This is a genomic window from Pelagivirga sediminicola (assembly GCF_003072125.1).
Taxonomy (GTDB): domain Bacteria; phylum Pseudomonadota; class Alphaproteobacteria; order Rhodobacterales; family Rhodobacteraceae; genus Roseovarius; species Roseovarius sediminicola.
Genome location: NZ_QCYH01000006.1, coordinates 221,217 through 243,452 on the forward strand (window position 1 = coordinate 221,217; position 22,236 = coordinate 243,452).

Genomic DNA, 22,236 nt, shown 5'->3' on the forward strand with positions numbered 1-22,236 from the left:
CGTTTACTCGGCGGTCAGAAGCGGGGGCTTCTTGCCGCTCAGGCGCGGGGTGTCCGGCCCGTTGATCTGAAGGTCGATCTTGCCGTCCTTCACCGCCACCCGCACGACGCCGCCCTTGGCCAGTTTGCCGAACAGCAATTCCTCGGCCAGCGGCTTCTTGATGTGCTCCTGGATGACCCGGCCCAAGGGGCGCGCGCCCATCTTCTCGTCATAGCCGCGCTCGGCCAGCCATTCGGCAGCCGGCTGCGTCAGCTCGATGGTCACATTGCGGTCCATCAGCTGCGCTTCGAGTTGCAGCACGAACTTTTCGACCACCTGCATGATGACCTCCTTGGGCAGCGTGCCGAAGGAAATGACCGCGTCCAGACGGTTGCGGAACTCGGGCGTGAAGGTCCGCTCGATGGCGGCCGTATCCTCGCCCTCGCGGCGGTCGCGGCCAAAACCGATGGCCGATTTCGCCAGCTCCGACGCGCCCGCGTTCGAGGTCATGATCAGCACCACGTTGCGGAAATCGACCGACCGGCCGTTGTGATCGGTCAGCGTGCCGTGGTCCATCACCTGCAGCAAGATGTTGAACACATCCGGATGCGCCTTTTCGATCTCGTCCAGCAGCAGCACGCAATGCGGATGCTGGTCCACGCCATCGGTCAGCAGCCCGCCCTGATCGAAGCCGACATAGCCCGGAGGCGCGCCGATCAGGCGCGAGACCGCGTGTTTCTCCATGTATTCCGACATGTCGAAACGGATCAGTTCCACCCCGAGTGTATCGGCCAGCTGCTTGGCCACCTCGGTCTTGCCCACGCCAGTGGGGCCAGCGAACAGATAGTTGCCGATCGGCTTTTCCGGCTCTCGCAGGCCCGCGCGGGCCAGCTTGATCGCCGAGCTGAGCGCGTCGATGGCCGCATCCTGTCCGAACACGACCCGCTTGAGCGAGGTTTCCAGATCGCGCAGCACCGCCGCGTCATCCTTGGACACGTTTTTCGGCGGGATGCGGGCGATCTTGGCCACCACGGCCTCGATTTCCTTCACGCCGATGCTCTTGCGGCGCTTGGAGGCGGCCAGCAGATGCTGCGCCGCGCCGGCCTCGTCGATGACGTCGATGGCCTTGTCGGGCAGCTTGCGGTCGTTGATATAGCGCGAGCTGAGATCGACGGCGGTCTTGATCGCGTCATTGGTGTATTTGACGCTGTGATGCTCTTCGAAATAGGGCTTGAGGCCCTTGAGGATCTTGATCGCATCCTCGACCGAAGGCTCGGCCACGTCGATCTTCTGAAACCGGCGGGCCAGCGCGCGGTCCTTTTCGAAATGCTGGCGGAACTCCTTGTAGGTGGTGGAGCCCATGCAGCGCAGCTTGCCGCCCTGAAGCGCGGGTTTCAGCAGGTTGGACGCGTCCATCGCGCCGCCCGAGGTGGCGCCGGCGCCGATCACCGTGTGGATCTCGTCGATGAAGAGGACGGCGTCGGGATGGTTTTCCAACTCGGTCACCACGGCCTTCAGCCGCTCTTCGAAATCGCCGCGATAGCGGGTGCCGGCCAGAAGCGCGCCCATGTCGAGCGAATAGATCGTCGTCTTCGACAGGATTTCCGGCGTCTCGCCCTGCACGATCTTGTAGGCCAGACCCTCGGCGATGGCGGTCTTGCCGACGCCAGGGTCGCCCACCAGAAGCGGGTTGTTCTTGCGCCGGCGGCACAGGACCTGAATGCAGCGCTCGACCTCTCCGGCGCGGCCGATCAGCGGATCGACGTCGCCGGTGCGCGATTTCTCGTTCAGATCGACGCAGTATTTCGCCAGCGCGGATTCGCCCGGCTCGACCGCGCTTGAATCCTTGGCCGAGCCTTGGGACGCTTCCTCGTCTGCGCCCTGAACGGGGCGCGCCTCGCCGAAGGCGGGATCCTTGGCCACACCATGCGCGATGAAGTTGACCGCGTCATAGCGCGTCATGTCCTGCTCCTGCAGGAAATATGCGGCGTTCGATTCGCGCTCGGCAAAGATGGCGACCAGCACGTTCGCGCCGGTCACTTCGGTGCGGCCCGATGATTGGACATGGATCGCGGCGCGCTGGATCACGCGCTGGAACGCGGCGGTCGGGACCGCCTCGGACCCTTCGATTTCGGTGACGAGGTTGGACAGCTCGTCGTCGATGAATTCGACGAGCGTGCCGCGCAGATCCTCCGTGTCGACGCTGCATGCCTTGAGCACGCGGTTCGCGTCCGGCTCATCCACGAGCGCAAGAAGCAGGTGTTCGAGCGTCGCGAATTCGTGTTGACGGGCGTTGGCCAGCGCCAGCGCCGCGTGGATTGCCTGTTCCAGTGTGGTCGAGAATGAAGGCACTTTTGGTGCTCCTTCTTGTCTGGTGCCGCGGGTCGGCGACGACCTTGGCCTGATAACATTAAAGTTTGGTCGATATGGCCGTGGCTTCAAGGTTTATTTCGCAAAGGCCCGTCACTTTTTTGCGTTCGGGGGCCGATGTCATACGGAATTCGGCGTCAAAAACGGTCCTTGCGAGCACGGATTTCCGCAAAGACCTCGGCGTCCGAGGCGTCCTGCATGGCCAGATGCGCACGGATGGCGGGATCTGCGGCACGCAGGAACGGGTTGGTGGCCAGTTCGGTGGCCAGGGTTGAGGGAACTGTCGGGCGGCCCTGCTTGCGAGCCGCGTCAATTTCGCTTGAACGGGATATAAGTGCGGAATTGTCCGGATCAACGGTTTGCGCGAATTTTGCGTTGGCGGCAGTGTATTCGTGGCCTGAATAGACCACCGTGTCCGGCGGCAGCTCCATCAGCTTGCACAGCGAGCGCCACATCTGTTCGGCGCTGCCCTCGAACAGGCGCCCGCATCCCAGCGCCATCAGGCTGTCGGCGGTGAACACCGCGTCGCTATCCGGGAAATGCGCGGCGATATGGCCAACGGTGTGGCCGCTGACATCGAAAATGCGGCCCGTTTGCATGCCGATCCGGATCTCGTCGCCCTCTTGCACCTCCACATCCAGCTTTGGCAGGCGGTGCGCGTCCGCCGCGGCGCCGATCACGGTGGCGGGATGATCCGCAAGCAGAGCGTCCAGGCCCTGCACATGATCCGCGTGGTGGTGGGTCAGCAGGACATGGCTGAGCGTCCAGCCCTTTTGCGCCAGCATCGCGCTGACCGGCGCGGCCTCGGGCACGTCGACACACAGCGTCTCGCCGCTGCCCGGATAATGGGCAAGGAACGCGTAATTGTCCGACAGGCAAGGGATCGTGATGATTTCGAGTGGCATCGGCGCCTCCGGCTGCTTGGTGAGGCGCTAGGGTGTTTGCGCCCCGTCACTTCTAAGTTAGTGTCCAGCCTGACGGATCAAGGGCGGCGCCGCAATGCATCTGGATGTGCAGGAGTTACGAAGTTTCTACTATCGCAGCACGCTGGGCCGCGCTGTGCAGAAAACCGTGCGCGCCGAGATCGCCGATGTGTGGCCCGAAGCCAAGGGGCAGACGGTGGTCGGCTTTGGCTTTGCGGTGCCGTTCCTGCGGCCCTACCTGCATGATGCCCGGCGCGTCACGGCGCTGATGCCGGGGCCGCAAGGGGTGATGCCGTGGCCGCAGGACATGCCCAACATCTCGGTCCTGTGCGAGGAAACTTTGTGGCCGATCGAGACGGGGCAAGTGGACAAGCTGCTGGTCATGCACGGGCTGGAGGCCAGCGAGCGGCCGGCGGCGCTGCTGGAGGAATGCTGGCGCGTGCTGGGTCCGGGGGGCTCGGCGCTGTTCGTGGTGCCCAACCGCGCGGGGCTGTGGTCGCGCAGCGATCGCACGCCCTTCGGGTCGGGGCGCCCCTATAGCCAGACCCAGCTGGAGACGCTTTTGAAATCGCACAGCTTCCTGCCCGAGCGGCACATGACCACGCTTTATCAGCCGCCCAGCACGCGGCGTTTCTGGCGCAAGACGGCGGGCATGTGGGAACGGTTGGGCGCGAACCTGTCGATGGTGGTCTCGGGCGGTGTGCTGATGGTCGAGGCGACCAAACGCGTCCAGGCGCCGCGCGGGCCCGGACTGCGCGTGCGGGCGCGAAACCCGCTGGATGCGCTCAGCCCCAAGCCCAAGCCGGTGGCCGGACGCGCCTGAACCATGGCGGCGCTGTTGCCGGGCGGGCAGGCGCCGGGCAGTCCCGAATTGCGACTGTGAACGGACCGCCGCAGGACGCCCGCGCGGCGGGCGGAAGTTAGCGCAAACAAACGCGGCGCCGGATTCGTCCAGCCTCCGAAAACTGCAGATTTTTGCACCAGGAAATATGGCCCAAACGGCATCGCCAAAGATAACGGTTGGAAATCAAAGGAATTTTTGCAAATTCCCTGCGGCTCATAGCAACTTGCCGGCTGGCCCACGCTCTGCTAGACCCACGCCGGATTACACTGATAAGAGTATCAATGCTCGCCAACGCCCCTCAGATGCCTCGTGCGTCTGTCGAAGGGGCCTAATTGTCGAAAGGGTGGACGTGTCCGAACCAGCTTCGATTTCCTCGGGTATCGCCGAACGCTATGCGACCGCGATCTTCGAGATAGCCCAAGAAAGCAAACGCCTGCCCAAGCTGGAGACCGGCGTTGACGCCCTGGCCGAAGCGCTGACTGTCAGCAGCGATCTGCGTGATGTGATCTCCAGCCCGGTGATCAGCCGCGATGAGCAGGGCAAGGCGATCTCCGCCATTTCCAAGCATCTGTCGCTGCCCCCCGCGCTGTCGAACGGCCTCAGCCTGATGGCGCAGAAGCGCCGCCTGTTCGCCCTGCCGCAACTGATTGCGCAGCTGCGCGGCATGATCGCCGAGCACAAGGGCGAGGTTCAGGCCGACGTGACCAGCGCCAAGGCCCTGACCAAGACGCAGGCGGACAAGCTGGCGAAAACGCTCAAGGCCAATGTCGGCAAGGACGTCAAGATCAATGCGACCGTTGATGAAAGCCTTATCGGCGGTCTTATCGTAAAGGTGGGCTCGAAGATGATCGACACGTCGATCCGCTCCAAGCTTGCATCGCTCCAGAGTTCAATGAAAGAGGTCGGATAAATGGGTATCCAAGCCGCAGAGATTTCTGCAATCCTGAAGGACCAGATCAAGAATTTCGGCCAAGAGGCAGAAGTTGCCGAAATCGGCCGCGTTCTGTCTGTTGGTGACGGTATCGCGCGCGTTCACGGTCTGGACAACGTGCAGGCCGGCGAGCTGGTCGAATTCCCCGGCGGGATCATGGGCATGGCCCTGAACCTCGAGGCCGACAACGTCGGTATCGTGATCTTCGGCTCGGACCGCGACATTAAAGAGGGCGACACCGTCAAGCGCACCAAGTCCATCGTGGACGTGCCGATCGGTGACGCGCTGCTGGGCCGCGTCGTTGACGGCCTTGGCAACCCGCTGGACGGCAAGGGCCCGATCAACACGACCGAGCGCGGCATCGCCGACGTCAAGGCGCCGGGCATCATCCCGCGTAAATCGGTGCATGAGCCGATGGCGACCGGCATCAAATCCGTCGATGCGATGATCCCGATTGGCCGCGGCCAGCGCGAGCTGATCATCGGCGACCGCCAGACCGGCAAGACCGCGATCGCCCTCGACACGATGCTGAACCAGAAGTCGATCAACGACGCCGCCGGCGACGACGAGAGCAAGAAGCTCTATTGCGTCTATGTCGCCATCGGCCAGAAGCGTTCGACCGTGGCCCAGCTGGTGAAGAAGCTGGAAGAGACCGGCGCGATGGCCTATTCCATCGTCGTGGCCGCGACAGCCTCCGACCCCGCGCCGATGCAGTTCCTCGCACCCTATTCCGCGACCGCCATGGCCGAGCATTTCCGCGACAATGGCCGTCACGCCCTGATCGTCTATGATGACCTGTCCAAACAGGCCGTGGCCTACCGCCAGATGTCGCTGCTTCTGCGCCGTCCGCCCGGACGCGAAGCCTATCCCGGCGACGTGTTCTACCTGCACTCCCGCCTGCTGGAGCGGTCTGCCAAGCTGAACGAGGACAACGGCTCCGGTTCGCTGACGGCCCTGCCGATCATCGAAACCCAGGGCGGTGACGTGTCTGCGTTTATTCCGACCAACGTGATTTCGATCACCGACGGCCAGATCTTCCTGGAAACCGAGCTGTTCTATCAGGGCATCCGCCCTGCTGTGAACACCGGTCTGTCGGTCAGCCGCGTGGGCTCCTCCGCCCAGACCAATGCGATGAAATCCGTCGCGGGTCCGGTCAAGCTGGAGCTGGCGCAGTATCGCGAAATGGCGGCCTTCGCTCAGTTCGGTTCGGATCTGGATGCCGCCACTCAGCAGCTGCTGAACCGTGGCGCGCGCCTGACCGAGCTGATGAAGCAGCCGCAGTATTCGCCGCTGACCAACGCCGAGATCGTCTGCGTGATCTATGCCGGCACCAAGGGTTATCTGGACAAGATCGCCGTCAAGGATGTCGGTCGTTTCGAGGCGGGCCTGCTCAAGCATCTGCGCGGCAAGCACTCCGATCTGCTGGACTGGATCACCAAGGAAGACCCGAAAATCAAAGGGGACGCCGAGGACAAGGTCAAGGCCGCACTGGACGAATTCGCCGCCGACTTCGCATAAAAGGGAGATAAGGCGTGCCGAATCTCAAGGACCTGAAAAACAGGATCGCGTCGGTCAAATCGACCCGCAAGATCACCAAGGCCATGCAGATGGTTGCCGCGGCGAAACTTCGCCGCGCGCAGGACGCGGCCGAGCAGGCGCGCCCCTATACCGAGCGTTTCAACGCCGTTATGGGGCGGCTTGCGGCATCGGTGGGCAAATCCGATAACGCCCCCCGTCTGCTGCGCGGCACGGGTCAGGATCAGACCCATCTGCTGATCGTGATGACGGCCGAGCGCGGGCTTTGCGGTGGCTTCAACGCCAACATCGCCAAGCTGGCCAAGCAGGACGCGCAAAAGCTGATTGCCGAAGGCAAGACCGTCAAGATCATGACCGTCGGCAAGAAGGGCCGCGATGCACTGCGCCGCGACTACGGCAAGTATTTCGTGCATCACATCGATTTCTCGGACGTCAAGCGGATCGGTTATGCCGATGCCCAGAGCGTGGCGACCGAGGTGCTGAACCGCTTCGATGCGGGCGAATTCGACGTAGCGAAGATCTACTTCTCCGAGTTCGAGAACGTCGTGACGCAGATCCCCACGGCGCAGCAGATCATCCCGGCCGATTTCGACGCCCCCGCTGACGAAGGCGGCGCCGAGACGCTGTATGATTACGAGCCGGACGAGACGGCCATCCTGGCCGACCTGCTGCCGCGCGGTGTTGCGACGGCGATCTTTGCCGCACTGCTGGAAAACGGGGCGTCCGAGCAGGGCGCGCGCATGTCCGCGATGGACAACGCCACCCGCAACGCCGGCGAGATGATCGACAAGCTGACGATCGAGTACAACCGCTCGCGTCAGGCCGTGATCACGAATGAGCTTATTGAAATCATTTCGGGTGCGGAAGCACTCTAGAAACGAGACGGAGACGATAGATGGCAAATGCAAAAGGCAAAATCACCCAGGTGATCGGCGCCGTGGTTGACGTTCAGTTCGGCGATCACCTGCCGGAGATCCTGAACGCCCTGACCACCGACAACAACGGCAAGCGTCTGGTTCTGGAGGTCGCGCAGCATCTTGGTGAGAATACCGTGCGCACCATCGCCATGGACGCGACCGAAGGTCTCGTGCGCGGCCAGGAAGTGACCGACACCGACGGCCCGATCACCGTTCCGGTGGGCAACGCCACGCTGGGTCGCATCCTGAACGTCGTGGGCGAACCCGTGGACGAAGGCGGCGATGTCGCCCGTGACGAGACCCGCTCGATCCACAACGACGCTCCCCCCTTTGCCGACCAGTCGACAGAATCGACCGTTCTGGCCACCGGCATCAAGGTGATCGACCTGCTGGCGCCCTACGCCAAGGGCGGCAAGATCGGCCTTTTCGGCGGTGCCGGCGTGGGCAAGACGGTTCTGATCATGGAACTGATCAACAACATCGCCAAGGTGCACTCCGGCTTTTCCGTTTTCGCCGGCGTTGGCGAGCGGACGCGTGAGGGCAACGACCTTTACCACGAGATGATCGAATCGGGCGTTATCGTCCCCGACGATCTGACCGAATCCAAGGTGGCGCTGGTTTACGGCCAGATGAACGAGCCGCCGGGTGCGCGTATGCGTGTGGCCCTGACCGGTCTGACCCTGGCCGAGCAGTTCCGCGACCAGTCGGGTACCGACGTTCTGTTCTTCGTCGACAACATCTTCCGCTTCACGCAGGCGGGTTCCGAGGTGTCGGCGCTTCTGGGCCGTATCCCCTCCGCCGTGGGCTATCAGCCGACGCTGGCCACCGACATGGGCCAGATGCAGGAGCGGATCACCTCGACCAACAAGGGCTCAATCACGTCCGTGCAGGCCGTCTACGTTCCCGCGGACGACCTGACCGACCCCGCGCCCGCGACATCGTTCGCGCACCTTGACGCCACGACGGTTCTGAGCCGCGCCATCTCCGAGCTGGGCATCTACCCGGCCGTGGACCCGCTCGATTCGACCTCGCGCCTGATGGACCCCGCCGTTGTCGGCGAGGAGCATTACCAGGTGGCGCGTGACGTGCAGGGGATTCTGCAGCGCTACAAGAGCTTGCAGGACATCATCGCGATTCTCGGCATGGACGAACTGTCTGAAGAGGACAAGCTGACCGTGGCCCGCGCGCGCAAGATCCAGCGCTTCCTGTCGCAGCCCTTCGACGTCGCCAAGGTCTTTACCGGCTCGGACGGCGTTCAGGTGCCGCTGGAGGAGACGATCGCATCGTTCAAGGCGGTTGTCGCCGGCGAGTATGACCACCTGCCCGAGGGCGCCTTCTACATGGTCGGCGGCATCGAGGATGTGAAGGCCAAGGCCGAGCGCATGGCCTCCGACGCCGCATAATGATCCGGCCGGACCGCCCCGCGCGGTCCGGCATCCGCCCAATCAAGGAGGCCATTCATGGCTGACACAGTGCAATTCGACCTGGTATCGCCCGAGCGCCTTCTGACATCGGTTCAGGCGCGCGAAGTGCAGATTCCGGGTGCCGAGGGTGATCTGACCGCGATGGCCGATCATTCGCCCGTCATCACCACGCTGCGCCCCGGCGTCGTGCGTGTCATCTCGGACAAGGGCGAGGAAGAATACGCCGTGACCGGCGGCTTTGCCGAGATCAACGGTGACAGCGTTTCGGTCCTGGCCGAGCAGGCGATCCACCGCACCGACCTGACGCAGGAGCGTTTCAAGGCGCTGGTCGCCGACGCGACGGACCGTCTGGCCAAGGCGCAGGAAACCTTCAAGAACGAGCCCGGCCCGGTCGACGATGCGGCGAAACTGCTGGCCGACATGGTCGCGATGGGCGATCACATGGGCCTGAGCGCCTACTGATCCCGCCCGGAGCCTGACGATCCGAACGGGGCCTGCATTGCGCGGGCCCTTTTTTCTGCCGGATCATGGTTTTGCCCGAAATCCAGTCTATACAAGTGATGTTGGAGGAGCGTTCGTAGTGGCATGAAACGCATCGACACGAAGCTGATTGGAATCGACCAGGGCGAGACAGTGCTGTTCTCGGAACACGAAACCGGCGGCGCGATGTGGACCGGCGAGGGCGAGCGCGCGCGCCGTCATTCGGTCCGCTTTGTCGAGCGTTACCGCACGCCGCCTGCGGTGCATTGCGCGCTGTCCATGTGGGATATCGATAACGGCACAAACGCGCGGGTCGAAGTCGGCGCAGAGCAGATAACCCAGAGTGGTTTTGACGTGGTGTTTCGCACCTGGGGCGACACCCGGATCGCGCGCGCCCGCGTGCGCTGGATGGCCATAGGCGAGGTCTTTCACGAGGATGACTGGGATCTCTACTGACCGGGCGGGTTTGGGCGCCTGCCTGCATTCTGAGGCGGCTTTTTCCGATGCTGCTTAACCTCATCTACAGAATTGGGCGCTAGCGTTGGTCATGTGCCGGAAACGGAACAGTGCCGGGCAGAAAGCGCGCGGCATCTTGATTTGACGGGCAGCATCTGCATCGATGACGCCATTGACGGATTACCTTGCAGGAGGACACATGCGGGACTTTTTCATTCAGTCGCTTGAGAAATTGATTGGCATCATCATCGTCTTGATGGGCATCGGCGTTATCATCGGCTTCCTTGGGATCACCTTTGGCGGAGGTTACGGCCCATATGGCCAGTCCGGCGGCCTTATCTCTGGTCTGCTGTTCCTGATCGGCGGCGCGATCTACGTGATCCTCATGGGAGGATTCATGTATCTGGGCGTCGGGATCTATCAGAATACGCTGCGCACGGCGAAAGCCATGGAGAAAATGACAGCCGGCCAATAGGGGCGGCAGGTTCGGCCGGCACCCTTTCCCATGGGCCGGCCGGACAAGTGCGTCAGTTTCCGAACTGGCCCTCATAGACCGGCTCCAGCGTCGGCGTGTCAAAGAGCGATGACACGGACGTGCCGTTCCAGATGTTCAGGATCGCCTGGGCAAAGACCGGTGCGGTCGGGATGATGCGGATGTTCGGCGTTGCCCTGACCGCCTCCGTGGGGGCGATCGTGTCAGTGATGACCATGGATTTCAGCACCGAATTGGTGATCCGGTCCACCGCGGGGCCGGACATGACGCCGTGGGTGGTATAGGCGTGCACTTCGGACGCGCCGTTGTCGATCAGGACTTCGGCGGCCTTGCACAGCGTGCCGGCCGTGTCGCACATATCATCGACGATGATGCACTTCTTGCCGGTCACGTCGCCGATGATGGTCATTTCGGCCACTTCGCCCGCCTTTTCGCGGCGCTTGTCCACGATGGCGAGGGGCGCGTTGATCCGTTTGGCCAACTCGCGCGCGCGCGCAACGCCCCCCACATCGGGCGAGACGATCATCACATCGTCCATGCCACTCTTGAACTGCTTCATGATGTCCAGCGCGAAGACCGGCGACGCATAGAGGTTGTCCACCGGAATGTCGAAAAACCCCTGGATCTGCGCCGCGTGAAGATCCATCGTCAGCACCCGCTCGATCCCCGCCTCGACCAGCATGTTCGCGACCAGCTTGGCCGAAATGGGCGTGCGCGCCTTCGAGCGGCGATCCTGCCGCGCGTAACCGAAATAGGGGATGACGGCCGTGATGCGGGCGGCGGAGGAGCGACGCAGCGCGTCGGACATGATCAGCAGCTCCATCAGGTTGTCATTGGCCGGGTTCGACGTGGGCTGGATGATGAACATATCCTCGCCGCGCACGTTCTCGAACACCTCGACGAAGATCTCGCCATCGTTGAACCGCTCGACCCGCGCATCGACGAGGCCGACGCTCACCCCCCGATGCATCGACATGCGCCGCGCGATGGCGGTGGCAAGCGGCATGTTGGCATTGCCGGAGATCAGCTTGGGTTCGGATGTGACTGACATAAGGTCGCTCCCCTCGGGTGGCGTAGGTGGCAGATTCGCCGCGTTGACACCGCTTAGCATGGGCTTAGGGTCGGGCAAAGCTGCGCAGACCATAAGGAGGGCCGAAAGATGGCTTCGATTGATTATTTTTTCTCGGTCCTGTCGCCCTACGCCTATCTGGCCGGTGATCGGCTAGAGTGTATCGCCGAGGCGCATGGCGCGCACATCACCTACAAGCCGATCGATTTCATGGCGCTCATCGGGCGGATGGGCGCGCGGGGGCCGGCCCATCCGGCGCGCGGCGCCTACATGGCGCAGGATATCGCCCGGCTGGCGGCGCGGCTGGACATGACGCTGAACGCCCATCCGGCCCATTGGCCGACCAACCCCGCGCCCGCGGCCTATGCCATCGTCGCCGCGCAGGAGGCCGGGGGCGGCGACGTCGGCGCGCTGGTGCGCGGCCTCATGCGGGCCTGCTGGGCCGAGGAGCGCGACGTTGCGCGGGCCGAGGTGCTGCGCGATTGCCTGCAAGACGCCGGGTTCGATCCCGCGCTGGAGGAGACCGGCCTGCTGCAAGGCGCGGTCACATATGCCGCCAATCTGGAGGAGGCGCTGGAGCGCGGCGTGATCGGCATTCCGTTCTACCTCGCGCCCGGCGGCGCGGCCTTCTGGGGCCAGGACCGGCTGGACGATCTCGACCGGCATCTGGCGGGCGGTGCCTGACATGCCCTGTTCGGACAAGGGCGGATTTCCCACGTATTGGACAACATATGGCCAGGGCCCGCGCCCGGCGGTGTTGATCCATTGCAGCCTGGCCGACGTCAATATCTGGCGCGGCATGGCGCAATTGCTGTCAGGGGCGCTGACGATGACGGCGTTCGATCTGCCCGGTCACGGGCGCAGCGCCGATTGGGACGGGCGCGCCGAGATGAGCGCAGCTTGCGCCGCCATCGCCGCCGATTTTGTCCAGAACGGCGCGCCGATCGATCTGATCGGCCACAGTTTCGGCGGCGTGGTCGCCCTGCGTCTTGCGGTGGAGCGGCCCAATCTGGTCCGCTCGCTAGTGATGATCGAGCCGGTGTTCTTCGCCGCGGGTCTCCGGGACCGGCCCGAAGCCTGCGCCGCGCATCTGGTGGAATACGGTGCCTTCGAGGCGGCGATGGAGGCGGGCGATCCGATGGAGGCTGCGCGCGGCTTCATCGGGGCATGGGGCGGCGGGCGCCCTTGGGACAGTTTCAGCGCTGAGGCGCAGGCGCGCATCGCGCGCCAGATGCCGTTGATCGCGGCGGCCAGTCCGGCGCTTTACGATGATGCGGGCGGGCTTTTGGAGCCGGGCGTGCTGGAGGCGGTGGATATCCCGGCGCTGCTGCTGGAAGGCAGCGAGGCGCCGCAGATCATCCCCGCGATCACCGAGGCATTGGCCGCCCGTCTGCCGCGCGCGCAGCGGGGCGTGATCGGCGGGGCGGGGCATATGTCGGTGGCCACCCATCCCGATCAGGTGAGCGCCGAGATCCTGAGGTTCCTGCGGCAGGTCTGAGCGGGCGGCGCCGTGCCCGGTTCAGCCCTTCGCCAGCGCAAGGAAATCGTCGATCGTCTCATGCGTGATCGACCAGTCGCAGACAAGGCGCATCATCAGACGTTCGTCAGCCGCACCCTCCAGATCGCCCCAAAGGCCATAGACCGCGCCCGCGGCCTTCAGCCGCTGATGCGCGTGCCGGGGCAGGGTGGCAAAGATCATGTTCGCCTGCGGCTGCTCCACGAACTCCAGCTCCGGCACGTTGCGCAGCCCTGTGGCCAGCCGCGCGGCGTTGGAATTGGCGGCGCGCGCCGCTTCCAGCCATGTGCCGTCCGCCAGATAGCCCTGCATCTGGGCGGAAAGATAGCGGTGCTTGGAGAACAGATGCGCGCCGCGCTTGCGCCGCAGCTCGAATTCCCAGGCATGGACCGGATCGAAAAAAATCACGGCCTCGACCCCGGCGCAGCCGTTCTTGGTGCCCCCAAGGCTGAGCGCGTCGATCCCGGCCTTCCATGTCATTTCGGCGGGCGTGCAGTCCAGGGCGACCAGCGCATTGGCGAACCGTGCGCCGTCCATGAAGGAGGGCAGGCCATATTCGCGCGCGACGCCGGTGAGTGCGCGCAACTCCTGCAGCGTGTAAAGCCGCCCCATTTCCGTGACTTGCGTGATCTGCACCGGGCCGCGCTGGGCACTGTGAACGTCGCCCTTGGGATAGCTTTCGATGCGCGCGCGCAGCTCATCGGCGCTCATTTTGTCGCCACCGCCCACAAGGCTCAGCTTGGCGCCGCCGGTGTAGAACTCGGGCGCGTTGCACTCGTCCACGTTGATATGCGCAAGCGGGGTGCAGAACACCGTCTGCCACGGCTGCGCCAGCGTGGCCAGCGCCAGGGCATTGGCCGCGGTGCCGGTTGCCACCAGATAGACCGCGGCCTGAGGCGCCTCGAACAGATCGCGGATCTGCGCGCGCACGCCGTCCATGATGGTATCGCTGCCATAGCTGGGCTGAAACCCGGTATCGGCGGCGATCATCGCGCGGGCCACGGCGGGATGCATCGGTCCGGCGTTGTCGGAGGCGAAATACATCAGGTCGGCTCCTCGATTATGTGGTCTTCCCAATCGTCCTCGTCCACCTCGAATTCGGGGATCGTGCGGCTTTGCATCGACACGCCCGCGTCATGCACGCTTTGCGGATCGCCCGAGATCAGCGGATGCCAGTCATACAGCTTCTTGCCCTGCCAGAGCAGCTTGTAGGCGCAGGTTTCGGGCATCCAGTAGAGGTTCGCGTCCATGTTCGTCGGCTTCAGCACGATACATTCCGGCACGAACTGGTGGCGGATCGGGTATTGCGCGCAGCGGCAGGTGGTGTCGTCGAACAGGCGGCAGGCCACGCGGGTCAGCACCACCTCGCCGGTGTCCTCGTCCTCCAGCTTGTTCATGCAGCATTTGCCGCAGCCGTCGCAAAGCGCCTCCCATTCGGGGCGCGTCATGCGGGTGAGGGGGGTATCCTCCCAGAAGCGGGGGCGCAGCGGGCCGCTCATAGAGCTTCCAGAATATCGCGGGCGCGGGCGCAATCGGCATCCATCTGGGCGATGAACGCGTCGAGCGTGTCGAACGTCGCCTCGGGCCGCAGGTATTCGACCAGCGCCACGGACAGCTCCGCACCGTACAGATCGCCCGAGAAATCGAAAAGGAAGGTTTCCAGATTGGCCCCCTCGCCGTCGAACATCGGCCGCACGCCGAGCGAGGCGGCGCCGGTATAATGGCCCTCATGCGGGCCGGTCAGCACATCGACCAGCACGGCATAGACGCCGAAACGCGGCGGGTGCAGCCCGGCGATGGACATGTTGGCGGTCGGATAGCCCAGCTCGCGGCCGCGCTTGAACCCGCTCATCACGCTGCCTTCGATCCGGTGCCAATGGCCCAGCATCGCGGCGGCGTCGCGCACGCGTCCGCCCGTCAGCGCGCGGCGGATCGCGGTCGAAGACACCTCCCCGGCCTGCCCCTCCAGCAGATCGGCGATGCTCACGCCAAAGCCCATTTCGGCGCCGAACGCGGCCAGCATTTCCGCGTCGCCCGCGCGATCCTTGCCAAAGCGGAAATCGCGCCCGACGACGACATGCGACAGGCCCAGCCCGTCCGCGAGCACGTCCTGCGCGAAATCGCGCGGCGTGAGCGCGGCCATCTGCGCATCGAAGGGCAGCTCGAACAGGGTATCCACCTCCAGCTTGGCCAGGCGGTTGGCGCGGGCGGCGGGGCTCATCAGGCGAAACGGCGGGGCATCGGGCGCGAAATGCTCGCGCGGGTGCGGCGTGAAGGTCACGATGCCAAGGGGCGCACCCGGCACGGCGCCGCGCGCCATGTCGATCACCGCACGGTGGCCCAGATGGACACCGTCGAAATTGCCGATGGCGGCGCTGGCGCCCTTGGCCGTGGCCGGAACGGCCCTGTAATCATGGAAGATACGCATGGCGCTTGCCTAGCGCGGCGCATCCACCTTCGCAAGCGGTGATGCGTGTGCCCGGGGTCAGTCGAACTTGCGCGACGGGGCCAGAACGGTCGCCTCGCCAATCAGCACCTTCTTGCCGTTCACGGTGCAGCGGCAATCGAGCTGCACGCGCCGCTTGGCATGGTCGATATTGATGACCTCCACCTCGGCATGGACCATGTCGCCGGGGCGCACGGGGGCAAGAAACTTCAGCGATTGGCCCATATAGACCGTGCCGTGGCCCGGCAACTGCTCGCCAATGACGGCCGAGATAAGGCCGGCGGTCAGCATGCCATGCGCGATGCGGCCCTCGAAGATGGTGTCGCGCGCATATGCGTCATCCATGTGCACCGGGTTCCGGTCGGTCGAGACTTCGGCGAAAAGCTCGATATCGCGCTCGGTGATGACTTTGCGGATGTGGCGCGTCATGCCCATCTCGATGTCTTCGATGCAGATCGTGCCGCGCGGCATGTTGTCCAACATGAGGCCCTCCGGGTGGTCCTGTGGGTAACATTAAGGCGCCGGGGCGCCCGATATTGGAACTTTATTACTTCGCGGGCGCAGAAAATCAACCCCTAACTGGGTTGTTATGGCCCGATCGCCGCCAGGCCGCCGAATTCAGCGCAGATGTCCGATCGTATAGGTCGGGCTGGCCATCTTTTTCGCCAGATATGCCTCCAGCCGCTCCGGATCGGGCTGATCGCCGTCGGTCGTCTCGCCCGCCGCAAGCCCGCCGGTGATGAAGAGCGAATCGAGGTTCTCGCCCATCGCGCCCGCGATATCCGTGCCGATCCCGTCGCCGATGGCCAGGATATCCGCCTCGGCCACGTCCTTGCCCAATGCGGCCAGACGGCGCCGCGCCAGATCGTAGATCGGCGGATGCGGCTTGCCGAAATAGAGGCTCTCGCCCCCCATCTCGGTATAAAGTTGCGCGAGCGCCCCGGCGCACCATTCGCGCACATCGCCGCGATCCACCACGATATCGGGATTGGCGCAAAGCAGCTTCATTCCCTTTTGCTTGGCATAAAGGAACTCGGGCCGGTTCACCGACGGGTCCGCCAGCGGATCGAAAGGCCCGCAGCAGACGATGCCGGTCGCCTCTTCCAGCGGCACGCGGGTGATGGGGGCGGGATCGTCGATCACCTCCATCGGCTCGAAGAATCCGGCGTCGCGCTCGGGCTCGCCCATGAACCAGACCTTGTCGCCGACGACGCCGCGGAACATCGCGGCGCGCGCCGAATCGCCGGAGGTGGCGATGGCGTCATAAGCATCCTCGGGCACGCCGAACTGGCCCAGCTGCGCCGCCACGCCCTTGCGCGGCTTGGGCGAGTTTGTGACCAGCACGACGGTGCCGCCGCCCTTGCGATAGGTCTGCATCGCCGCCACTGCCTCCGGGTAGGCGGTGACGCCGTTATGCAGGCATCCCCACAGATCGACGAAAAGCGCGTCGTAACGGGCGGATATTTCGGCGAGCGATCGGATGATCCGGGTCATGGCGTCTCCTTGCGGGGCTTTGCGTGCAGATATGGCAGGCGCAGCCCCCCATGGCCAGAGCCGAGTGCGGTTGCGGCCCGCCGCGCGCCTGCGTTAGATGCGATGAAAGGAGCATCGCCATGCAGGACCATTCCGCGCACGATCACAGCGGCCACGATCATTCGCACATCCCCAAGAACGAGACGAAGATCGCCATCGCCGCCGCCCTGACCGGCGCCTTCATGCTGGCCGAAGTGATCGGCGGCGTCATATCGGGCTCGCTCGCGCTGATCGCGGATGCAGGGCACATGCTGACGGATTTCGCATCGCTCATGCTGGCGTGGCTGGGCTTCCGGCTGGCCCGGCGCCCGGCGGACTGGAAGCGGACCTACGGCTTCGACCGGTTCTCGGTTCTGGCGGCCTTCGTCAACGGAATATCGCTCTTTGCCATTGCGGGCTGGATCCTGTGGGAGGCGGTGCAGCGGCTGAGCAGCCCGCAGGAGGTGCTGGGGGGCGTCATGCTGTGGATCGCCCTTGGGGGGCTTGCGGTCAACATCATAGCGTTCTGGGTGCTGACGCGGGGCGGCGAGGGCGAGAACCTGAACGTGCGCGCCGCGGCGCTGCATGTGATGGGTGATCTGCTGGGATCGGTTGCCGCACTGGTGGCGGCGCTGATCATCATCTGGACCGGCTGGACCCCGATCGACCCGATCCTGTCGGTGCTGGTCGCCGTCATCATCCTGCGCTCTGCATGGAAAGTCGTGGCGCAAAGCGGTCACATCCTGCTGGAAGGCGCGCCCGACGGGTTCGACCGGCGCGCGGTGGTCGGGGATCTGCGCGCCGAGGTGCCGGGCCTGCGCGATGTGCGGCACGTGCACGCATGGTCGGTCACGCAGGAGCGGCCCATGGTCACGATGGTGATCGAGCTTGAGGCAGGCAGCGACGCGCGCGCCGCCAAGCAAGCGATTCGCGCGCGCCTGGACGAGCGGCATGGCATCGGCCACGTCACGATCGAAGTCGAAGGTTGAGGGCGGCGCCGATTTTTCGCGAAAAATCGAGGGGCGCCCGCCTCAAGGCCGCGCGAGCAAAGCGGCGATGGCGAGGAAGGCAAGCGCCCAGCCCCACGCGATGCCGATCAGGTTCAACTGCCACGCGAAGGGCTGCTTGCGCGTCTTGTGCCGCAGCCAACGCTGCGCCAGCTTGGCGGCAGGCCAGCCGCCGATGATCGCCAGCGTCAGCAGCCGTTTTTCCGGTGTGCGCCAGTCGCGCGTCTCCGAGCGCCGCTTGTCGCGCCGGAACGCAAGCCATGTGATGAGGTTCACGATCAGCAGATAGCCACCCAGCGCCGCCGGGTGACCGATGCCAGACCCCACGCGTCAGATCTTGAGGTTCGGGATGATCTGCTTCTTGCGGCTCATCACGCCGGGCAGAACCACCGTGTCGCCGTCCGGGCGGATGCCAAAGGATTTCTCGGCCAGATCCCTGACCATGTCGTTGGGGATCAGGAGGGTCGCTTCCTCGTTCAGGATGTCGACCACGAACAGCAAGACATGATCGACGCCATCCTCGGCCGCCACGGTCTGCATCGATTGCATCAGGCTGTTCTTGCGGTCCAGAACCACGCCGGGCGCCGTCGTCTCCAGCACCGAGACGCGAAACCTTGCGCCCGGCAGCTCGAATTCCTTGCTGTCCATACGCAGCAATTCAGCATCCGAAAACGCCGAGACGTCGGATTTGGCCGAGAACATCTGTGCGGCGTAATCGCCGATATCGATGTTCAGATCCGATGCCAGATCACGCGCGATCGCGCGATCCTCGTCCGTGGTGGTCGGGCTGCGGAACTCCAGCGTGTCGCTGAGGATGCAGGACAGCATCGCGCCCTTGATGCCTTCGGGCATCTGCGCCATGTCCTTGCCGATCATCTTCCACATGATGGTCGCGGTGCAGGCCACCGGCTCGATCCGGATTTCCAGCGGGCCACGCGTCTCCAGCCCGCCGACAAGGCGGTGATGATCGATGATGCTGAGGATATCGGCCTTGCCGATATTGGCGGGCAGCTCTGAGGGGTTGTTGGTGTCGACGATCACGACAGGCTGGTCGTCCTCCACGTCCTCGATGATCTGCGGCGTCTCCAGCTCCCAGCGCTTGAGCATGAACGCGGCCTCGGTGTTGGGCTGGCCCAGCAGCACGGGCTTTGCATCGATCCCCTTCACCTCGCGAAGATACCAGGCCCAGATGATGGGCGATCCGGTGCTGTCGGTGTCGGGTGAGGTGTGGCCGAAAACGAGCGTTGTCATGGGCATGCTCCCTGGATGTCTTGGGGTTCCGTTTGCGCGCAGCTTATAGGCGCGCGATGCGGGCTTGTCACGCGGGGGCGGCGGGGGCAGTTTGCGGCGCATGAAAAAACCGCTCGAGACTGATCTTTACGCCCCGGTCAAGGCGTGGCTGGAGGGGCAGGGCCACCGCGTCAAGGGCGAGGTGGGCGGCGCGGATGTCGTGGCCCGGCGCCCCGGCGCGCTGGTGATCGTCGAACTGAAGCTGGGGTTCTCGCTGATCCTGCTGCAACAGGCGGTCGTGCGGCAGGCGCAATGCGATGAGGTCTATGTCGCGGTTCCGCGCTGGCGCGGCAAGGCCGGCTGGCGCGCTTTCAAAGGCAATGTCGGCCTTTGCCGCCGGCTGGGCCTTGGCGTTCTGTCGGTGGCGCTGGCGGATGGCGCGGTGCAATGCCACGCGGCGCCGGGCCCGTTCCAGCCGCGCAGATCCCCCAAGCGGCGCGCGCGTCTTGAAAAGGAGTTCGACAGCCGCGCAGGCGATCCCACGCAGGGCGGCACGAACGGGCAGGTGATGACATCCTACCGGCAGGATGCCATCGCCTGCGCGATCTATCTGTCGGGCACTGGCGCCGCCAAGGGCGCGCAGGTCGCCCGCGGGGCTGGCGTGGCGCGCGCCACGGCGATCATGGCCGCCAACCACTATGGATGGTTCGACCGCGTGGCGCGCGGCATCTATGCGCTCAGCGAAGCCGGCATGGCCGCCGTGGCTGACGCGCCGCTCCCGTCCTGCGGCTGACGCAAACGGCCTGTTTCCGCCCCTTGCGGCACGGCGGCGCCGGTTTGAGAGGCGCGGCGGCACGAACGGGTTGACACGGGCGCGCGCACTGCCTAACTACCGCTCGTTAGCACTCGCCCCGAGTGAGTGCTAACGGCCCGGAACCGGGCCGTAATAACGTAACTTTGAGCTAAGGAGCCTCAGAGATGGCATTTAAACCGCTGCATGACCGCGTCCTCGTTCGCCGCGTTGAAGGCGAAGAGAAAACCAAGGGCGGCCTGATCATCCCCGACAGCGCCAAGGAAAAGCCCAGCGAAGGCGAAATCGTCTCGGTCGGCGATGGCGCGCGCAAGGATAACGGCGAGCTGATCGAAATGGCCGTGAAGGCCGGCGACCGCATCCTGTTCGGCAAGTGGTCCGGCACCGAGATTACGATCGACGGCGAAGAGCTGCTGATCATGAAGGAAAGCGATATTCTGGGCAAGATGGCCTGAATTCGCCTTTGACGCGCCCGTTCCGGCGCGGCGCTCATCGACCCTGAAACATCCAATTCAAAGGAAATCGAGACATGGCTGCTAAAGACGTCAAATTCGATACCGAAGCCCGCAACAAGATGCTCAAGGGCGTCAACATCCTGGCCGACGCGGTCAAGGTGACGCTGGGCCCCAAGGGCCGCAACGTGGTTCTGGACAAATCCTTCGGCGCGCCGCGCATCACCAAGGACGGCGTGTCCGTGGCCAAGGAAATCGAGCTGGAAGACAAGTTCGAGAACATGGGCGCGCAGATGGTCAAGGAAGTGGCCAGCCGCACCAATGACGAGGCCGGCGACGGCACGACGACAGCTACGGTTCTGGCGCAAGCGATCGTCAAGGAAGGCATGAAATCGGTTGCCGCGGGCATGAACCCGATGGACCTCAAGCGCGGCATCGACCTGGCGACCACCAAGGTTGTCGAAGCCATTCGCAAGGCCGCACGCGACGTCTCCGACAGCGCCGAAGTCGCGCAGGTCGGCACCATTTCCGCCAACGGCGAAAAGGAAATCGGCCAGCAGATCGCAGACGCGATGCAGAAGGTCGGCAACGAGGGTGTCATCACCGTCGAAGAGAACAAGGGCCTCGAGACCGAGACCGATGTGGTTGAGGGCATGCAGTTCGACCGTGGCTACCTCAGCCCCTATTTCGTGACCAACTCCGACAAGATGGTTGCAGACCTTGAGGACTGCATCATCCTGCTGCACGAGAAAAAGCTGTCGTCGCTTCAGCCGATGGTTCCGCTGCTCGAGCAGGTCATCCAGTCGCAAAAGCCGCTGCTGATCATCGCCGAGGACGTTGAAGGCGAGGCCTTGGCCACGCTGGTCGTCAACAAGCTGCGCGGCGGTCTGAAGATCGCAGCGGTCAAGGCACCCGGCTTCGGCGATCGCCGCAAGGCGATGCTGCAGGATATCGCGATCCTCACCGGCGGTCAGGTCATCTCCGAAGACCTGGGCATGAAGCTGGAATCGGTCACGATGGACATGCTGGGATCGGCCAAGAAGGTCACGATCACCAAGGATGAGACGACCATCGTCGACGGTGCCGGCGAAAAGGCCGAGATCGAGGCGCGCGTCACCCAAATCCGCAACCAGATCGAAGAGACCACCAGCGACTACGACAAGGAAAAGCTGCAGGAGCGTGTTGCGAAACTCGCAGGCGGCGTTGCCGTCATCCGCGTCGGCGGCATGACCGAAGTCGAAGTGAAAGAGCGCAAGGACCGCGTCGATGACGCGCTGAACGCCACCCGCGCGGCCGTTCAGGAAGGTATCGTCGTTGGCGGCGGTGTGGCCCTGATCCAGGCCGGCAAGGCTCTGGAAGGTCTGACCGGCGACAACAACGACCAGACGGTCGGCATCTCGATCGTGCGCAAGGCGCTTGAGGCTCCGTTGCGCCAGATCGCAGAGAACGCCGGCGTCGATGGTTCGGTCGTTGCGGGCAAGATCCGCGAATCGAACGACGTCAAGTTCGGCTTCAACGCACAGACAGAAGAATATGGCGACATGTTCAAGTTCGGCGTGATCGACCCGGCCAAGGTTGTGCGTCACGCACTTCAGGACGCAGCCTCCATCGCGGGCCTGCTGATCACGACCGAGGCCATGGTTGCCGACAAGCCGCAGAAGGACAGCGGCGGCGGCGGCGGCATGCCCGACATGGGCGGCATGGGCGGCATGATGTAAGATCGGCTGATGTCGCTTCGGCGGCCTCAACTGATCGGCAAGGTCCGGGCAACCGCCCGGACCGGCGCCCCCCACACCCGCAATAAAACGAAAGGGCGGCCCCTGCGGGCGGCCCTTTTTTC

General features: G+C 64.4%; 24 protein-coding genes. 14 read left to right on the top strand and 10 right to left on the bottom strand.

Going from position 1 to position 22,236, the window contains the following annotated elements:
* Positions 1–3: 3 nt before the first annotated feature.
* The gene (gene clpA, locus DC366_RS12335) at positions 4–2,331 is read right to left on the bottom strand and encodes an ATP-dependent Clp protease ATP-binding subunit ClpA (protein WP_108692512.1); all 2,328 of its coding nucleotides are present in this window, start codon (positions 2,329–2,331) and stop codon (positions 4–6) included.
* Between the two features lie 155 nt (positions 2,332–2,486).
* Positions 2,487–3,254, bottom strand: a complete 768-nt coding sequence (gene gloB, locus DC366_RS12340; RefSeq protein WP_108692513.1) for a hydroxyacylglutathione hydrolase — start codon at positions 3,252–3,254, stop codon at positions 2,487–2,489.
* A gap of 94 nt (positions 3,255–3,348) precedes the next feature.
* On the opposite strand from gloB, the gene DC366_RS12345 reads away from it, so the two are divergent.
* The 8 genes from DC366_RS12345 to DC366_RS12380 all read left to right on the top strand — a co-directional run bounded on the left by DC366_RS12345 (position 3,349) and on the right by DC366_RS12380 (position 10,335).
* On the top strand, positions 3,349–4,095 hold the full coding sequence (locus DC366_RS12345) for a methyltransferase domain-containing protein (RefSeq protein WP_108692514.1): 747 nt from the start codon (positions 3,349–3,351) through the stop codon (positions 4,093–4,095).
* Between the two features lie 370 nt (positions 4,096–4,465).
* Positions 4,466–5,026 carry a F0F1 ATP synthase subunit delta gene (locus DC366_RS12350; protein ID WP_108692575.1) on the top strand — a complete coding sequence of 187 codons (561 nt, stop codon included), beginning with the start codon at positions 4,466–4,468 and terminating at the stop codon, positions 5,024–5,026.
* Positions 5,027–6,565 carry a F0F1 ATP synthase subunit alpha gene (atpA, locus tag DC366_RS12355; RefSeq protein WP_108692515.1) on the top strand — a complete coding sequence of 513 codons (1,539 nt, stop codon included), beginning with the start codon at positions 5,027–5,029 and terminating at the stop codon, positions 6,563–6,565.
* A gap of 14 nt (positions 6,566–6,579) precedes the next feature.
* The gene (locus DC366_RS12360; protein WP_108692516.1) at positions 6,580–7,458 is read left to right on the top strand and encodes a F0F1 ATP synthase subunit gamma; all 879 of its coding nucleotides are present in this window, start codon (positions 6,580–6,582) and stop codon (positions 7,456–7,458) included.
* Between the two features lie 20 nt (positions 7,459–7,478).
* Positions 7,479–8,903 carry a F0F1 ATP synthase subunit beta gene (atpD, locus tag DC366_RS12365; protein ID WP_108692517.1) on the top strand — a complete coding sequence of 475 codons (1,425 nt, stop codon included), beginning with the start codon at positions 7,479–7,481 and terminating at the stop codon, positions 8,901–8,903.
* A 57-nt stretch (positions 8,904–8,960) separates the two neighbouring features.
* A complete protein-coding gene (locus DC366_RS12370; protein ID WP_108692518.1) occupies positions 8,961–9,386 on the top strand; it encodes a F0F1 ATP synthase subunit epsilon in 426 nt (141 codons plus the stop codon).
* A 123-nt stretch (positions 9,387–9,509) separates the two neighbouring features.
* Entirely contained in the window at positions 9,510–9,860 is a 351-nt protein-coding gene (locus DC366_RS12375) for an H-type lectin domain-containing protein (RefSeq protein WP_108692519.1), read from the top strand.
* 199 nt (positions 9,861–10,059) lie between these two features.
* Positions 10,060–10,335, top strand: a complete 276-nt coding sequence (locus DC366_RS12380; RefSeq protein WP_108692520.1) for a hypothetical protein — start codon at positions 10,060–10,062, stop codon at positions 10,333–10,335.
* Between the two features lie 52 nt (positions 10,336–10,387).
* On the opposite strand, the gene DC366_RS12385 is transcribed toward DC366_RS12380, so the two are convergent.
* Positions 10,388–11,404, bottom strand: a complete 1,017-nt coding sequence (locus tag DC366_RS12385; protein WP_108692521.1) for a ribose-phosphate pyrophosphokinase — start codon at positions 11,402–11,404, stop codon at positions 10,388–10,390.
* 108 nt (positions 11,405–11,512) lie between these two features.
* Between DC366_RS12385 and DC366_RS12390 the strand changes: the two genes are divergently transcribed.
* Positions 11,513–12,106, top strand: a complete 594-nt coding sequence (locus DC366_RS12390) for a 2-hydroxychromene-2-carboxylate isomerase (RefSeq protein ID WP_108692522.1) — start codon at positions 11,513–11,515, stop codon at positions 12,104–12,106.
* A 1-nt stretch (position 12,107) separates the two neighbouring features.
* Positions 12,108–12,920, top strand: a complete 813-nt coding sequence (locus DC366_RS12395) for an alpha/beta fold hydrolase (RefSeq protein ID WP_108692523.1) — start codon at positions 12,108–12,110, stop codon at positions 12,918–12,920.
* Positions 12,921–12,941: 21 nt separating this feature from the next.
* Here DC366_RS12395 and DC366_RS12400 read toward each other — a convergent pair whose 3' ends face one another.
* The 5 genes from DC366_RS12400 to DC366_RS12420 all read right to left on the bottom strand — a co-directional run bounded on the left by DC366_RS12400 (position 12,942) and on the right by DC366_RS12420 (position 16,878).
* On the bottom strand, positions 12,942–13,982 hold the full coding sequence (locus tag DC366_RS12400) for a threonine aldolase family protein (protein ID WP_108692524.1): 1,041 nt from the start codon (positions 13,980–13,982) through the stop codon (positions 12,942–12,944).
* A complete protein-coding gene (locus DC366_RS12405; RefSeq protein WP_108692525.1) occupies positions 13,982–14,437 on the bottom strand; it encodes a YcgN family cysteine cluster protein in 456 nt (151 codons plus the stop codon). The genes DC366_RS12400 and DC366_RS12405 overlap by 1 nt, the downstream gene beginning before the upstream one ends.
* The gene (locus DC366_RS12410; protein ID WP_108692526.1) at positions 14,434–15,366 is read right to left on the bottom strand and encodes a bifunctional riboflavin kinase/FAD synthetase; all 933 of its coding nucleotides are present in this window, start codon (positions 15,364–15,366) and stop codon (positions 14,434–14,436) included. Before DC366_RS12410 ends, DC366_RS12405 begins: the two co-directional genes overlap by 4 nt.
* A 57-nt stretch (positions 15,367–15,423) precedes the next feature.
* Entirely contained in the window at positions 15,424–15,867 is a 444-nt protein-coding gene (locus DC366_RS12415; RefSeq protein ID WP_108692527.1) for a MaoC family dehydratase, read from the bottom strand.
* 135 nt (positions 15,868–16,002) lie between these two features.
* Positions 16,003–16,878 carry an HAD family hydrolase gene (locus DC366_RS12420; protein WP_108692528.1) on the bottom strand — a complete coding sequence of 292 codons (876 nt, stop codon included), beginning with the start codon at positions 16,876–16,878 and terminating at the stop codon, positions 16,003–16,005.
* 119 nt (positions 16,879–16,997) lie between these two features.
* Between DC366_RS12420 and DC366_RS12425 the strand changes: the two genes are divergently transcribed.
* Entirely contained in the window at positions 16,998–17,885 is an 888-nt protein-coding gene (locus DC366_RS12425; RefSeq protein WP_108692529.1) for a cation diffusion facilitator family transporter, read from the top strand.
* A 42-nt stretch (positions 17,886–17,927) separates the two neighbouring features.
* On the opposite strand, the gene DC366_RS12430 is transcribed toward DC366_RS12425, so the two are convergent.
* Both DC366_RS12430 and DC366_RS12435 read right to left on the bottom strand, forming a co-directional pair.
* Positions 17,928–18,230 carry a DUF1294 domain-containing protein gene (locus DC366_RS12430; protein ID WP_108692530.1) on the bottom strand — a complete coding sequence of 101 codons (303 nt, stop codon included), beginning with the start codon at positions 18,228–18,230 and terminating at the stop codon, positions 17,928–17,930.
* A gap of 3 nt (positions 18,231–18,233) precedes the next feature.
* Entirely contained in the window at positions 18,234–19,154 is a 921-nt protein-coding gene (locus tag DC366_RS12435) for a manganese-dependent inorganic pyrophosphatase (protein ID WP_108692576.1), read from the bottom strand.
* A gap of 100 nt (positions 19,155–19,254) precedes the next feature.
* Between DC366_RS12435 and DC366_RS12440 the strand changes: the two genes are divergently transcribed.
* From DC366_RS12440 to groL, 3 genes are all read left to right on the top strand, one after another.
* Positions 19,255–19,926, top strand: a complete 672-nt coding sequence (locus tag DC366_RS12440) for a DUF2161 domain-containing phosphodiesterase (RefSeq protein ID WP_108692531.1) — start codon at positions 19,255–19,257, stop codon at positions 19,924–19,926.
* 185 nt (positions 19,927–20,111) lie between these two features.
* Complete coding sequence (locus DC366_RS12445; protein WP_076534294.1) at positions 20,112–20,399, top strand: co-chaperone GroES; 288 nt, start codon at positions 20,112–20,114, stop codon at positions 20,397–20,399.
* A 74-nt stretch (positions 20,400–20,473) separates the two neighbouring features.
* A complete protein-coding gene (gene groL, locus DC366_RS12450; RefSeq protein ID WP_108692532.1) occupies positions 20,474–22,114 on the top strand; it encodes a chaperonin GroEL in 1,641 nt (546 codons plus the stop codon).
* Positions 22,115–22,236: the final 122 nt, after the last annotated feature.